The sequence below is a fragment of the Kitasatospora sp. NPDC094019 genome, from assembly GCF_044764505.1.
Lineage (GTDB): Bacteria > Actinomycetota > Actinomycetes > Streptomycetales > Streptomycetaceae > Kitasatospora.
Window position 1 is genome coordinate 48,066 of the sequence record NZ_JBIWIF010000002.1, and the last position, 12,979, is coordinate 61,044.

Sequence of the window (12,979 nt, forward strand, 5' to 3'; positions counted from 1 at the left end):
CCCGTCCGGAGAACAAATCCCACCGATTTGGTACAAGGTGCCGCCTGGACCAGCATGGGCGTCCGCTCCACCGAGCGCGCAGGACAGGAAAGGCCCACACCCCCATGCAGACCAGCCCGGCCGCGACCCGGCAGGCACCCCGACCCGCGCGGCCGGACGTCGACCCGGCGCCCGCGCCGCCGCTCCCGTCCCGCACCGCCCGTGCCGCGGATGCGGAGGCCCCGGTGAGCGGCCGCCGCTTCGGCCTGCCGACCGCGACCGCGCTGGTGATGGGCAACATCATCGGTGGCGGCATCTTCATGATCCCCGCCGCAGTGGCCCCCTACGGGACGGTCAGCCTGCTCGCCTTCGCCGTGCTGACGGTCGGGGCGATCACCCTGGCCCTGGTCTTCGGCCGACTCGCGCGCCGCGACCCGCGCACCGGCGGCCCGTACGTCTACGCGCGCGAGGCGTTCGGCGACTTCGCGGGCTTCCTGGCCGCCTGGTCGTACTGGATCACCACCTGGGTCAGCAACGCCGCCCTCGCCGTCGCCGCCGTCGGCTACCTGGACGTACTGTGGCCGGTCGGCCACTCCACCGGCCTCACCCTGGCCTGCGCGCTCGCCGTGCAGTGGCTGCCCGCGCTCGCCAACCTGGCTGGCACCCGGTACGTCGGAGCCGTCCAACTCGTCTCCACCGTCCTCAAGTTCGTCCCCCTGTTGGTGGTCTCGGTGGCCGGTCTGACCGCCTTCGACCCGGCGAACCTCGGTCCCTTCGACGCGACCGGCGACGGCTGGCTCGGTGGGGCGACGGCCGCCGCGGCGATCCTGCTCTTCAGCTACCTCGGGGTGGAGTCGGCCGCCATGAGCGCGGGCCAGGTCCGCGATCCCGAGCGCAACGTCGGCCGCGCCAGCGTGCTCGGCACCGTCGGCGCCGCGGTGGTCTACCTGCTGGGCACGCTGGCCGTGTTCGGCACCGTGGCCCACGAGCGGCTGATCGGCTCCACCGCCCCCTTCTCCGACGCCGTGAACACCGTCTTCGGCGGCTCCTGGGGCGGAACCGCCGTCGCCGTCGCCGCCCTCGTCTCGATGGCCGGCGCGCTCAACGGCTGGACCCTGCTCTCCGCCCAGGCCCCCTACGCAGCCGCCAAGGACGGGCTGTTCCCCGCCGTCTTCACCGTCGAACGCCGCGGCGTACCGGTGGTCGGCGTCCTGGCCGGTGTCACCCTCGCCTCGCTGCTCACCGTGCTCGACTTCGCCTCCGGCGCGAAGTCCGCCTTCGACACCCTGGTGCTGGTCACCACCTTCACCGCGACCGTGCCCTACCTCCTCTCCACCGCCGCCCAACTCCGTTGGCTGCTGCGGGGAGACCGCGCCCGCGTCGCCCCCGCCCGGCTCGCCCGGGACCTGACCCTCGCCCTCGGCGCCTTCGCCTTCTCCGCCTGGCTCGTCGTCGGCGCCGGCTGGACCGCCGTCTGCCAGGGCACCCTCTTCCTCCTCGCCGGTGTCCTCGTCCACGCCGTCCGCACCGTCCGCCGCCGGGCCTGATCCGCGCTCCGCCCGGGCCCGATCCGCCGGAGGGCCCCGCACCACCCGGTGCGGGGCCCTCCGGCGGATCGGGCGGGGTCCGGTCAGGCGGGGAGGGAGGCCGGGGTGGGGGCGACGAGGCCGAAGAGGTCGGTGACGGTGGTGAGGGCGGCGGCCTGGAGGGCGGTGGCGGGGACGAGGGTGCCGTCGGGGGCGGTGAGCGGGCGGGTGGCGGTGGTGGACGCGACGACGGTGGGGCGGTAGCCGAGGCGGAAGGCGCCCTGGGCGGTGAAGGTGACGCACATGTGGGTCATGAAGCCGGCCAGGACGAGGTCCTTGCCGCTGTCCGGGGCGAAGCCGAGGGCGGACAGGGTCGCGGTGAGCTCGGTGGCGTGGAAGGCGTCCGGGAAGGTCTTGACGACCACGGATTCGCCGTCGAGAGGTGCGACCTCGGGGCTGATGGCGCCGATCTCGGCGCGGATGTCGTACGGGGTGCCCGGGCCGCCGTCGTTGACGATGTGGACCACCGGGGTGCCGGCCGCGCGGGCGCGCCGCAGGAGGTCGGCGGCGGAGACGAGGGCCTCCTCGGCGCCGTCCAGGGCCATCACACCGGTGCGGTAGGTGTGCTGGAAGTCGATCATGAGAAGAACGGATTCGGCCAGCCTGGGCAGTCGGTCGTCCAGGCCGATCACAGTGCGCAGGGGGGTGGACGGGGTGGTGTGCGTGGTCACGATGGTGCCTTTCCAGGACATTTCGGTTGTTCCAGGGCATGGGGAAGGAAGCGAACGGCGCGGAGGAAGGGGACGGGAAGGGGAAAGGGAGAGGGAGAGGGCTCAGACGGACGGGGTGCGGAAGCGGCGGCGGTAGGCGGCCGGAGTGGTGGCGAGTCGGCGGCGGAAGGCCCGGTGGAGGGTCTCCGCCGAGCCGAGTCCGGCCGCCGCCGCGACCTGGTCCAGCGGCCGGTCGGTGGTCTCCAGCAGACGCCGGGCCGCCTCCACCCGGGCCGCCTCGACGTAGCCGGCCGGGCCGGTGCCGGTCTCCTGGGTGAAGACGCGGGCGAAGTGCCGCTCGCTGAGGCACATCCGGGCCGCCAGGGCCGGGGTGGAGAGGTCGCCGTCGAGGTGCTCGGTGATCCACCGCAGCAGCTCGTCGATGTCGCGACGCTCGGTGGCCGGGTGGCTCAGCGGGACGGAGAACTGGCTCTGCCCGCCCTGCCGCTTGAGGTACATCACCAGCTGCCGGGCCACCGCCAGCGCGGTCCGTTCGCCCTGGTCCTCGGCCACCAGGGCGAGGGCGAGGTCCAGGCAGGCGCTGATGCCGGCCCCGGTCCACAGCCGGCCCCGGTCGGTGCGGACGAAGATCGGGTCGGGGTCGACCGTCACCTCGGGGTGTTCGGCGGCGAGCTGCGCGGCGGTCGACCAGTGGGTGGTCGCCGTCCGCCCGTCCAGCAGACCGGCGGCCGCCAGGACGTGGGCGCCCACGCACACCGAGGCCACCCGGCGGGCGTGCGGCGCGGTCTCCCGCACCCAGTCGACGACGGTGGTGTCGACCTTGGCCACCGGGCCGTGGGCGGTCGGTTCGACCGCGCCCGGCACCAGCAGGGTGTCCACGTCCGCGCCGACCTCGGCGAAGGAGAGGTCGGCGAGCAGCCGGACCCCCGCCGAGGTCCGGACGACGCCGCCGGCCGGTCCGGCCAGCCGGACCCGGTAGCCCGCCCGGCCGCCGGTCTCCCGGTTGGCCAGCGCGAACACCTCGGCCGGGCCGGTGACGTCGAGGAGGTCGACATCGGGGAAGACCGCGATGACGACCCGGTGCGGAGTGGGCATGGGTCCATCCTCGGCCGGGCGGCCCGACGGCGGCAATGACGATTCGCTGTCACATTCGGACACGGGGGTGGCCGGGCCCGATGCCGGGGCCGGACGCCGCGCCCGGGGCCGGCGCCGGATGCGGCTGGACGGGTGCAGTTCGGCGCCCGGCCGCGGCGGCCTCGGCCCGGAGCCGCGCGCCGCCGGGTTACATGGGCCTGCGCCCCGGTCGGCGGGGCGTACCGGTGTCCGTCGCGGCCCCGGAGCCGACGAACGGAAGAGCACCATGGCAGAGCGCGATCCCCGCCGCCGCACGTGCCGCGGACCCGTGGCGCGCGGCCTCGCCGCCGCCGCGCTCGCGGCCGTCACGCTGCTGGCCTCGGCGGGCCCCGGTCACGGGACCGGCACGGCCCGGCTGGCGCCCGGCACCCAGTTCACGCCGTTGACAGCGGCGGTGCTGACCGAACCGACGCCGTTCGAGGCCACGGACGGCAGGACGCACCTCTCGTACGAACTGCTCGCCACGAGCGCGCTGTCCAGCGCCACGCCGCTGCGGCTCGACCGCGTCGAGGTCCGGGAGGCCGGCACCGAGCGGGTCGTCGGCTCGCTGAGCGGCCAGGCGCTGGCCGAGGCCGCCAATCCGGTGGGCGACCCGCTGCCCGGAGCGGACGGCTACACCCCGCCGCCCCCGGCGCCGACGCCGACCGTGATCCAGGGCTCCCAGCAGTGGATCATCTGGATCGACCTGACTCTCGACCCCGGCCGGCCCGCGCCCGAGGTGCTGGACCACCACCTCGCGGGCGCCGTCCTCACCCCCACCGGGCCCTCGGCCTTCGAGGAGACGGTGCAGACCACCCCGACCGGCCGCACCGCGCCGTTGGACCTGGACCCGCCGGTGCTGCCCGGCGCCTGGTACGCCAGCGAGTCGTGCTGCGGCAACACCCACCACCGGCGCGGCCTCGGGCCGGTCAACGGCCGGTTCGGGGTGCCGCAGCGCTTCGCGATCGACTGGTACAAGGTCGGCGAGCGGGGGCAGACCTGGGAGGGCGACCCAGCGCGGCTCACCAGCTACCTGAGCTACCGGCAACCGGTCGTCGCGGCGCTCGGCGGGCGGGTGGTGGAGGTGCAGGACGGCGTCCCGGACAACCCGCCGCCGGTCACGCCGCCCGTGCCGCCGATCGAGGACACCGTCGGCAACCACGTCACGGTGGAGGTGGCGCCGGGCCGGTACCTGCTCTACGCCCACCTGGAGCCAGGCTCGTTGACCGTCCGGGAGGGCGACTGCGTCGAACCCGGTGGGACCCTCGGGCTGATCGGCAATAGCGGCAACTCCACCACGCCGCACCTGCACTTCCAGGTGATGACCACGGCCGAGTTCTTCCCGACCGACAGCCCGCCGTTCACCTTCCGGGCGTTCCGCGTCGTCGGACAGGTCGAACCCCGGATCTGGGACGACAACCTGGGCCTCCAGCCGACCGGAGTCCTGCCGATCACGCCCTCGCCGTACGAGGGCCCGCACCGTTCGAAGTACCCGCTCGACCGCGAGGTGCTGGAGTTCTGACCCGACCCGACCGGATCCGACCGGCCCGGACCGGACCGGACCGAGGGCGGAGGGGCCGCGCGATCCGCGCGGCCCCTCGTTCGCGCGCGGGTTACGGCTCCACGCGGGCCACGGCGTCACGCCGGTCGGCCCCGGTGACGGGCGGCGCGCTCCGGCCCACCATCGGGCGCAGACCGAAGCGGTGCGCGGCGGCGATGGCGAGCCCGCCGAGCAGGGAGGCCAGGTGGCCGACGGCGGCCGTCTCGCCGTCGGGGAGGCCGGCCAGCAGCGCGGGCGCCGCGATCGCCAGCATCAGCAGCCAGACCACTCGCGACCACGCCGGTCGGGCCCGGGCGGCGGCCAGGGTCAGGGCGGTGACCACGACGTAGGACGGGCCGGTGTCCATCGCGTGCGCGGCCTCGGCCGGCAGGGAGCCCTGCTGGATCCGCCACCACACCAGGCCCTCGGTGAGGGCGGTCGCCGCGAGGTGGACGAGCGCCACCGAGGCCACCGCCCGGCGCGCGCCGAGCGCCCCGACCACCGCGAACAGGGACAGCGCGAACACGGGCCAGACCCAGATGGTGTCCTGCGGCACGAAGACCGAGACGGTCAGCGACTCGATCGGGTGGCCGTCCGGCCACAGCCGCAGATTGCCGAGGTCGGTGGACGCCCAGGTGCGCAGCGCGTGCACCCGTTCGGGCGGCAGCAGCCGCAGCACCGGCCACATCGCGGCCAGCGCGGCCACGTACCAGAACGCCGGATTGCGCGGCAGTCGCCGTATCCGGAGGCCGATGCCGGGGCCGAGCGGCGGGAGCCTCGTCGCCATGCCGGGCCTACCGGCGGCGACGGGGGGCGGCCGACCCGCCGGCGAGCACCGCTCCGGCGGCCACCGCGACCGCGCCCGCCACCATCACGCCCCGCCGGGAGCGCCAGGACATCACCGACCACCGGGAGTTCGCGGAGAGCAGCGAGCCGACGCTCAGCCACGAGCCGACGGACAGCGCGGAGGCCGCCGAACCGGCCGAGCCGATCGACAGGAAGCTGCCGACGGAGCCGACCGACAGCACCGAGCCGATCGAGCCGATCGACAGCACCGACCCGACCGAGCCGATCGACAGGACGGAGTCCCCGGACGGCAGCGCCCACCCGTGCGAGACCGTCTTCGGGGAGGATGACGAGGAATCACTACGCTTGCTCATCCGCTGATCGTATGCCGCCGCCGCACGGCCGGGTCGTCGCCCCCGGCCCGCCGGGTGTCAGCCGTCGGGCCTCGGCCACCCAGGTGGGGCGGCAGGCCGCCGGCCATCGGGTAGGGCCGCTCGTCGGGCAGCAACCGGCGGGCCGCCTCCGTCCCGCCGTCCCGCAGGTGTCCGTGGATCCGCCGCACGAGCGGGGTGAGGTCGGTGATCGACACCGTCCACTCGTGGGCGTAGCGCCGAGCGGCCTCGCCGCTAGGGCGTGACCGGAGGCGAAGGCGGAGGCCGAATCGGGGCCGAGGTGGGGCGGAGCCTTCGCGTGCAGCACGATGCAAGGCTGCATACAGTTAAAGCCTTTGATTTGCAGGCCACGATCCCTTGTGGAACGATGATCCCCAAGTATTAGGGCAATCGAACACCGGAAAGTGAAGGATCATGTCGGACGGCGCGCGCGTCATCGTCGGAGTCAGCGGCTCGCTGGGGAGCCTGACCGCTCTGCACCGGGCGGTGGACGAGGCGCGTGATCGGGGTGCGGTGCTGGTGCCGGTGCTGGCGTGGACGCCGGCGGGCGGGGAGCACAACTACCGGCTGCGGCCCTGCCCGCCGTTGCTCCGGGCCTGGGAAGGCATGGCCGCCGCACGGCTGGAGCGGGCGCTGGACGAGGCGTTCGGGGGGCTGCCGGCCGGGGTGCGGGTCGAGCCGCGGGTGGTGCGCGGCCCGGCCGGGCCGGTGCTGACCGGGCTGGCCGACCGGCCGGGGGACCTGCTGGTGGTGGGCGCCGGCCGGCACGGCGTGGTGCGCGGAGCGGTGCGGCGGATGCTCGGCGGCGGCTCGGTGGGCCGCCACTGCCTCGCCCGTGCCCGCTGCACCGTCCTCGCCGTGCCGCCGTCGGACCTCCAGGACGACCTGCGCGCGCTGCGCCGGGGCGTCGACCTGCGCGAACTCGCGGCGCTCGCGGCGGCCTGAGGCCGGCGGAGCCGTGGGGCCGGAGTCCGTCGGCCCCGGCCCGCGCGCGTCCCCGGGGTGTTACTCGAAGCGGCTGGGGTCGCCGGCCCCGCGCCGGACGATCTCGGGCTCACCCTCGGAGAAGTCGACCACCGTGGTGGGTACGGTGCCGCAGTCGCCGGAGTCCACCACGGCGTCCAGCACGTGGTCGAGCCGCTCCTTGATCTCCCACCCCTGGGTCATCGGCTCCTCCTCACCGGGGAGGAGGAGGGTGCTGGACACCAGCGGCTCGCCGAGTTCGGCGAGCAGCGCCCGGGTGACGGCGTGATCGGGGATCCGGACGCCCACCGTCTTCTTCTTCGGGTGCATCAGGCGGCGGGGGACCTCCTTGGTGGCGGGCAGGATGAAGGTGTAGCTGCCCGGCGTCGCGGCCTTGATCGCGCGGAACACGTTGTTGTCGAGCTGGACGAACTGCCCCAGCTGCGCGAAGTCCTCGCACATCAGGGTGAAGTGGTGGCGCTCGTCGAGGCGCCGGACGGACCGGATCCGGTCGAGGCCGTCACGGTTGTCCAGCTGGCAGCCCAGCGCGAAACAGGAGTCGGTCGGGTACGCGATCAGGGCCCCGGACCGGAGACTGGCCGCCACGGTGCTGATGGTGCGCGGCTGGGGGGACTCTGGATGCACGTCGAAGTACTTCGCCATTGGCCGACCCTACGACACCCCGGCGACCGTCGGGCGCAGCCGCGACCGCCGGCGGCCCGGGCGCGGCATCCCGACGGGACCGGGCGGGCCGGTCGGCGTGCTGGTCCCCGGCCGGGGCGCGGCGTACGGTCCCTCGGTATGGGCTTCGATCAGGCGCGGGCGAACCGGATCTTCCTCCCCGGCACCTACGCCGAGGGTGTGCCGTACGAGCTGTTCCGCGAACTGCGCGCCGAGGCGCCGGTCCGCTGGGTGGAGGAACCCGCGGTGGGGGCGTGGCCCGCCGGTCCGGGGTACTGGGCGGTGCTGCGGCACGCCGACGTCAAGCACGTGCTGCGCACGCCGGAGCTGTTCTCCTCGCACCTCGGCGCGACCCAGATCCGGGACCCGGACACGTCGGCCGACCTGGACTTCGCCCGCGCCATGATGCTCAACCAGGACCCGCCCGACCACTCCCGGCTGCGCCGCGCCGTCGCCGCCGCCTTCACCCCGCGCGCGCTGCGCGAGCTGACCGCGGCCGTCGAGGCGCGTGCCGAGGAGATCGTCGCCGGGATCGCCCCGTCCGGGGAGGTCGACGTGGTGCCGATCGCCGCCGACCTGCCGGTGTGGACGCTGGCGCGCATCCTCGGTGTGCCGGAGCAGGACCGCGCCCTCCTGGTCGACTGGTCGAACCGGGTGATCGGCTACCAGGACCCGGACCACGCCCGCTCCAGTACGGCGGACCCGTCCCGGCTCACCGCGATGGGCCGGGACGCGCTCGGCCGCCGGCCGGCCGACCTCACCGCCCCGGACGGCCGCCCGCTGAACCCGCGCTCCCGGGCGGCCCTCGCCGACATGTTCGCCTACGCCCACGCGCTCGCCGAACAGCCGCCGCCGGGCAGCATGGTGGCCCGGATGCGGGCGGCCGGGCTGGGCGCCGCCGAGTTCGAGACCATGTTCTTCCTGTTCGCCGTGGCCGGGAACGAGACGCTGCGCAACGGCCTGCCCGGTGCCCTGTACTCGCTGCTCGCGAACCCCGACCAGTACCGACTGCTGCGCCGGCGGCCGGAGCTGACCGGTTCGGCGGTGGACGAGCTGCTGCGGTTCTGGCCGCCGGTCGTGTCGTTCCGGCGCACCGCCGTCCGGGACGTCGTCCTGGCCGGGCGGCGGATCTCCGGAGGGGACAAGGTGGTCGTCCACCACGCCTCCGCCAACCGTGACGAGTCGGTCTTCTCGGACCCGGACCGTCTGGACATCACCCGCGCACCGAACGACCATGTCAGCTTCGGATTCGGGCCGCACTTCTGTGTCGGCGCGCAGCTCGCCCGGGTCCAGATGGCGGCGCTGCTGCGCCGGATCGTCGCGGCCTGGCCCGAGCCGGAGCTGGCGCCTGGCCCGCCGCCGGCGCGGCTGGTCTCCAACTTCCAGAACGGGTTGAAGGAGTTGCGCGTCCGCCGGTGACGGGCGGCCGGCCGGTTCAGACCGGCCGGGTGTCGGCCTTCGCGCCCGGGAGCGGCGCGGTGGCGGTGGCCGGGCCGGTGGCGGCCTGAGCGGTGGCCGCCCGAGCGGCCGCGGAACCGGGCGCCGGGGTCTCCTCGGGGACGGGGGCGTCCTCGCGCATCGCCGCCGTCTCGGCCTTCAGGATGCGCATCGACTTCCCCAGCCCGCGCGCCATCTCGGGCAGCTTCTTCGATCCGAACAGCAGGACCACGACGGCCACCACCACCAAGAGGTGCCAGGGCTCCAGACCGTTGCGCAGCATTCCCTCACCGGGCCTTTCCGTATCGCTGTCGTCGGCGGGTTCCGTGCCAGCGTAGAACGTGACTGATTTTTCAGTCAATGCAGGGGTTCGCCACGTTCGGGGCAAGTCGTCCCCGTGTACGGTTCGCGCACGCGCGGTTGTCCCGAGTGGCGCGCGACGTGGCCGCGCCGCCGCGCCTACCGTCGCCGAAGTCCGCACCACGACCGGCGAGCGCAGGGAGCGAAGCACGTGAACTGGCTGATCCACGACTACCGCGAGGACGACCTGGCCGCCGTCGTCCATCTGATCGACAGCACCGCCGGACTCGGGCAGGAGTCGGTGTTCTCGCTCGCCGAGTGCATCGGCGCGCTCACCGCCCGCCAGCCCGCGGTGGTCGCCGTGCACGACGGCGCGCCGATCGGGGCGGCGCTCGCGCAGGTCGCGGGGGCGGGCGAGCGGGCGTGGGTGATGCGGGTGGCGATCGCCCCGGCCTGGCGCGGGCGCGGCCTGGCCAGCGCGCTGCTGCGGGAACTGGAACGGCGACTGGTCGAGGCACGGGTGCGGCGGATCGCCTACGTGCTGCCGGAGGAGGAGCTGCTCGGCGAGGGGCTGCGCAACGCCGGCTACGAACGGCGGCCCGCCGCAGCGTACTTCGAGAAGACCGAGCCCGCGGCCGGCCCCGCCGCCGGCGCGCTGGACGAACTCGGCGGGCGGGTGCTGAGCGGGGACCTGTGGGACCAGGTGGCCGGGATGACGGCGGAGAAGGAGCTGATCGAGCGGCGGGTCGTCCTGCCGCTCGCCGAACCGGAGCGCGCCGCGCGGCACGGCGTGCGGCCGCCGCGGGCGATCACCCTGTTCGGGCCGCCCGGCACCGGGAAGACGACCTTCGCCCGGGCCATCGCCTCCCGTCTGGGCTGGCCGTTCGTCGAACTGCTGCCGTCCCGTCTGGCCGACGAGGGCAACCTCGCCGCCGCGCTGCGCGGCGCGTTCACCCGGATCGGCGAGCTGGAGCGAGTGGTGGTCTTCATCGACGAGGTGGAGGAGATCGCCCCGGTGCGCGGCGAGCCCGGCCGGGCGGGGGCGACGCACGGGGTGACCAACGAACTGCTCAAGCTGATCCCCGGGTTCCGCGAGCGGGACGGCCGGCTGCTGGTCTGCGCCACCAACTCGGTCCGCTCGCTCGACCCGGCGTTCCTGCGTCCCGGCCGGTTCGACTACGTGTTGCCGATCGGCACGCCCGACCCGGCCGCCAGGGCCGCGATCTGGGCGCGCTACGCGCTCGGCACCGACCGCGGCGACGTGGACGTCCCCGCGCTGGTGGCCGCGAGCGAGCACTTCTCGCCCGCCGACATCGAGCACGCGGCGCGCCTCGCCGCCCAGACGGCGTTCGAGCGCGACGACGCGGTGCCCGGGGCGACCACCGCGGACCACCTGGCCGCGATCGGCGCGAGCCGTCCCACGGTGACGGCCGCCATGGTGGCGGCGTTCCGGTCCGACATCGGGGCCCACGCCCGGTGGTGACACCGGTGCCCGGGCGGGCCGGCGGGTCTCAGCCGAGCGGGTGCTCGCGGCGGACGGCGTCGATGCAGGTGTCCCGGGAGACCGGGCCGCCGAAGCGGAGGCGGTCGTAGGCGGTGAACTCCGGTTCCAGGGCGTCGAGTTCGTCGACCAGTGCGTGCAGGGCGGGCAGCCGGTCCGGCGTTTCGCGGGCGGGGTCGCCGAGGGCCGAGGTGATGTCCCGGACGAGTTCGCCCTTGCGGCGCATGGTGACCGGGTGCAGGCGGTGCAGGCAGACGTTCTGGCCGCTGAGGTACGACTCGTACTCCTCCGCGCCTTCCTCCCGGTCCGCCCAGTGACTCCGGAACCAGTCCGGCAGCTTCGTCAACCCGCCCGCCTCGTCGACCAGTTCGAGCAGGTCCGGGGCGACCATCTCGGTGCCGTCGGAGCGCAGGTAGCCGGGGAGCGGGAGGCGTCCGGCGAGCATGTGGCCGCGCACCTCGTCCGGGTCCGCGCCGTGGCGGGCGCAGAGCGCTTCCAGAGCGGCGAACTGCCGGTCGACGTAGGCGTCGTCGGCCTCGGTCATCGGGTGCTCGCCGTTGACGGCGAGGTAGCGCCGGGCGAGCCGCTCGCGCGGCGTGCCGGTGTCCGTCGCTCCGGTGGCGGCCGTTCCGGTCTTCGTCACGTCGGTCTCCGTCCTGCCGGTCTCCGTCATGCCGGGCCTCCTTCGGGTGTCAGCCGGCCTCGACCGCGTCGGCCTCGGCCGCTCCGTCGCCGGTGCCGGTGGCGGAATCGGGGCCGTGCGGGCCGGCCCCGGGGCCGGGGTCGATGCGCACCACCGGGGAGAGCGCGGTGCCGAGGAACACTACCGCCTGCACCACGGCCGCGCACACGAAGAGCGTTCGGGTGGGGGAGGCGCCGGAGACCAGCCGGCCGCCGAGCACCGCGCCGAGCGGGATGGTCGCGTAGGCGGCGGCCCGGCTGACCGACACCACCCGGCCGATCACTGCGGAGGGCACCACCTTCTGCCGGGCGGTGAACCAGCTGACGATCACCAGCGAGGTGGCGACGCCCTCCACGCCCCAGGCGATCAGCACCGCCCACCAGGTGGGCACCAGGGCGGGCAGGACCATCGTGGCCCCGGACAGGCCCATGCCGAACGCCAGCAGCGGGCCGAGGCGGTAGCGGTCCGTCAGGCGCGGCGCGAGCACCCCGCCCACCACGGCGCCGAGGCCCTGGGCGCCGAGAACGAGGCCGAGCACGACCTTCGGCTTCTGCTCCACCTCCAGGACGAGGTAGAAGAGGCTGCCCTCGACCGTCCAGGCGGCGAGGTTGGACAGGGCCATCAGCACGGTTCCCCAGAGCACCGCCCGCATCGCCCGCAGGGCGCGAAGGCCGTCGGCGAAGTCCTTGGCGATCCGGGCGGCCGTGGTCGGCCCCGAGCCGGCGGCGGGGGTGGTGGAGATGGCGGTGATCAGCAGGGCGGAGGCTCCGAAGGAGAGCGCGTTGACCAGGGCGGAGACCGGGACGCCCAGGGCCGCGACGGCCGTGATGCCGGCCACCGGGCCGATGAAGCCGAGCGCGCTGTCGACCGTCTGGGTCCAGGAGTTGACCCGGGCGAGTCGCCGCTCGGGCACCACGTCGACCAGGAAGCCCTGGAACGCCGGGAAGTAGAACGGACGGACGCAGGCGAGCAGGAACGCGCAGAGGTAGATCGCGGCCAGCGGCGGACGGTCGAGCGTGGCCAGCGCGGTGACGGCGAGGGCCAGTACGGCGGAGGAGAGGTCGCAGAGGATCATCACCCGGCGGCGGTCGAACCGGTCCGCGACGACGCCCGCGAAGAGGCCGATCACGATGTACGGAATGAACTCGATCGCGTAGGCGAGGGCGGTCGAGGTGGCCGATCCGGTGATTTTCAGGACCAGGACCGGAATGGCCAGCCGGTAGATCCAGTCGCCGATTCCGGAGACCAGGAATGCGGCGCGCAGGCGGATGTCCGCCGGGCCCGGGGTCGGACGTTCCTCGATCGGCTTCGCGGTGGGCACCGGCGTTCTCCTATGCACTTTTCTCGG

At 74.6% G+C, this 12,979-nt stretch carries 14 protein-coding genes; 5 read left to right on the forward strand and 9 right to left on the reverse strand.

From position 1 onward, the window contains the following. Positions 1-104 precede the first annotated feature (104 nt). Positions 105-1,526 carry an amino acid permease gene (locus ACIQ9P_RS05300; RefSeq protein WP_402350000.1) on the forward strand — a complete coding sequence of 474 codons (1,422 nt, stop codon included), beginning with the start codon at positions 105-107 and terminating at the stop codon, positions 1,524-1,526. A gap of 83 nt (positions 1,527-1,609) precedes the next feature. Here ACIQ9P_RS05300 and ACIQ9P_RS05305 read toward each other — a convergent pair whose 3' ends face one another. Both ACIQ9P_RS05305 and ACIQ9P_RS05310 read right to left on the reverse strand, forming a co-directional pair. Continuing rightward, complete coding sequence (locus ACIQ9P_RS05305; RefSeq protein WP_402350002.1) at positions 1,610-2,236, reverse strand: cysteine hydrolase family protein; 627 nt, start codon at positions 2,234-2,236, stop codon at positions 1,610-1,612. A gap of 102 nt (positions 2,237-2,338) precedes the next feature. Then, the gene (locus ACIQ9P_RS05310) at positions 2,339-3,331 is read right to left on the reverse strand and encodes a GlxA family transcriptional regulator (protein ID WP_402350005.1); all 993 of its coding nucleotides are present in this window, start codon (positions 3,329-3,331) and stop codon (positions 2,339-2,341) included. Between the two features lie 265 nt (positions 3,332-3,596). Between ACIQ9P_RS05310 and ACIQ9P_RS05315 the strand changes: the two genes are divergently transcribed. Further along, positions 3,597-4,871: a M23 family metallopeptidase gene (locus tag ACIQ9P_RS05315; RefSeq protein WP_402350008.1), complete on the forward strand. Its 1,275-nt coding sequence runs from the start codon at positions 3,597-3,599 to the stop codon at positions 4,869-4,871. 91 nt (positions 4,872-4,962) lie between these two features. On the opposite strand, the gene ACIQ9P_RS05320 is transcribed toward ACIQ9P_RS05315, so the two are convergent. The 3 genes from ACIQ9P_RS05320 to ACIQ9P_RS05330 are packed head-to-tail and all read right to left on the reverse strand — an operon-like array spanning position 4,963 to position 6,381. Beyond that, positions 4,963-5,676 carry a rhomboid-like protein gene (locus tag ACIQ9P_RS05320; protein WP_402350011.1) on the reverse strand — a complete coding sequence of 238 codons (714 nt, stop codon included), beginning with the start codon at positions 5,674-5,676 and terminating at the stop codon, positions 4,963-4,965. 7 nt (positions 5,677-5,683) lie between these two features. After that, positions 5,684-6,049, reverse strand: coding sequence for a hypothetical protein (locus ACIQ9P_RS05325; RefSeq protein WP_402350014.1), 366 nt, complete (start codon positions 6,047-6,049; stop codon positions 5,684-5,686). After that, entirely contained in the window at positions 6,046-6,381 is a 336-nt protein-coding gene (locus ACIQ9P_RS05330) for a DUF4291 family protein (protein WP_402350017.1), read from the reverse strand. The genes ACIQ9P_RS05325 and ACIQ9P_RS05330 overlap by 4 nt, the downstream gene beginning before the upstream one ends. 100 nt (positions 6,382-6,481) lie before the next feature. Between ACIQ9P_RS05330 and ACIQ9P_RS05335 the strand changes: the two genes are divergently transcribed. Next, positions 6,482-7,012, forward strand: a complete 531-nt coding sequence (locus tag ACIQ9P_RS05335) for a universal stress protein (protein WP_402350020.1) — start codon at positions 6,482-6,484, stop codon at positions 7,010-7,012. Between the two features lie 60 nt (positions 7,013-7,072). Here ACIQ9P_RS05335 and ACIQ9P_RS05340 read toward each other — a convergent pair whose 3' ends face one another. Then, complete coding sequence (locus ACIQ9P_RS05340) at positions 7,073-7,693, reverse strand: L-threonylcarbamoyladenylate synthase (RefSeq protein ID WP_402350023.1); 621 nt, start codon at positions 7,691-7,693, stop codon at positions 7,073-7,075. Positions 7,694-7,831: 138 nt separating this feature from the next. Here ACIQ9P_RS05340 and ACIQ9P_RS05345 point away from each other — a divergent pair, with 138 nt between their 5' ends. After that, positions 7,832-9,130 (forward strand): cytochrome P450, encoded by a 1,299-nt coding sequence (locus ACIQ9P_RS05345; RefSeq protein ID WP_402350027.1) that lies wholly within the window; start codon positions 7,832-7,834, stop codon positions 9,128-9,130. A gap of 16 nt (positions 9,131-9,146) precedes the next feature. On the opposite strand, the gene tatA is transcribed toward ACIQ9P_RS05345, so the two are convergent. Next, positions 9,147-9,431 (reverse strand): Sec-independent protein translocase subunit TatA, encoded by a 285-nt coding sequence (tatA, locus tag ACIQ9P_RS05350; protein ID WP_402350030.1) that lies wholly within the window; start codon positions 9,429-9,431, stop codon positions 9,147-9,149. Positions 9,432-9,659: 228 nt separating this feature from the next. Here tatA and ACIQ9P_RS05355 point away from each other — a divergent pair, with 228 nt between their 5' ends. Next, positions 9,660-10,931: an ATP-binding protein gene (locus ACIQ9P_RS05355; RefSeq protein WP_402350033.1), complete on the forward strand. Its 1,272-nt coding sequence runs from the start codon at positions 9,660-9,662 to the stop codon at positions 10,929-10,931. 28 nt (positions 10,932-10,959) lie between these two features. On the opposite strand, the gene ACIQ9P_RS05360 is transcribed toward ACIQ9P_RS05355, so the two are convergent. Further along, positions 10,960-11,622, reverse strand: a complete 663-nt coding sequence (locus ACIQ9P_RS05360) for a DUF6058 family natural product biosynthesis protein (RefSeq protein WP_402350036.1) — start codon at positions 11,620-11,622, stop codon at positions 10,960-10,962. Between the two features lie 19 nt (positions 11,623-11,641). Continuing rightward, positions 11,642-12,952 carry an MFS transporter gene (locus ACIQ9P_RS05365; RefSeq protein WP_402350039.1) on the reverse strand — a complete coding sequence of 437 codons (1,311 nt, stop codon included), beginning with the start codon at positions 12,950-12,952 and terminating at the stop codon, positions 11,642-11,644. Positions 12,953-12,979 lie beyond the last annotated feature (27 nt).

Bases quoted from the DNA above. Each gene is read 5' to 3' on its own strand.
- tatA (WP_402350030.1), bottom strand. From the start codon at position 9,431: ATGCTGCGCAACGGTCTGGAGCCCTGGCACCTCTTGGTGGTGGTGGCC.
- ACIQ9P_RS05310 (WP_402350005.1), bottom strand. From the start codon at position 3,331: ATGCCCACTCCGCACCGGGTCGTCATCGCGGTCTTCCCCGATGTCGAC.
- ACIQ9P_RS05320 (WP_402350011.1), bottom strand. From the start codon at position 5,676: ATGGCGACGAGGCTCCCGCCGCTCGGCCCCGGCATCGGCCTCCGGATA.
- ACIQ9P_RS05325 (WP_402350014.1), bottom strand. From the start codon at position 6,049: ATGAGCAAGCGTAGTGATTCCTCGTCATCCTCCCCGAAGACGGTCTCG.
- ACIQ9P_RS05340 (WP_402350023.1), bottom strand. From the start codon at position 7,693: ATGGCGAAGTACTTCGACGTGCATCCAGAGTCCCCCCAGCCGCGCACC.
- ACIQ9P_RS05360 (WP_402350036.1), bottom strand. From the start codon at position 11,622: ATGACGGAGACCGGCAGGACGGAGACCGACGTGACGAAGACCGGAACG.
- ACIQ9P_RS05335 (WP_402350020.1), top strand. From the start codon at position 6,482: ATGTCGGACGGCGCGCGCGTCATCGTCGGAGTCAGCGGCTCGCTGGGG.
- ACIQ9P_RS05300 (WP_402350000.1), top strand. From the start codon at position 105: ATGCAGACCAGCCCGGCCGCGACCCGGCAGGCACCCCGACCCGCGCGG.
- ACIQ9P_RS05315 (WP_402350008.1), top strand. From the start codon at position 3,597: ATGGCAGAGCGCGATCCCCGCCGCCGCACGTGCCGCGGACCCGTGGCG.
- ACIQ9P_RS05345 (WP_402350027.1), top strand. From the start codon at position 7,832: ATGGGCTTCGATCAGGCGCGGGCGAACCGGATCTTCCTCCCCGGCACC.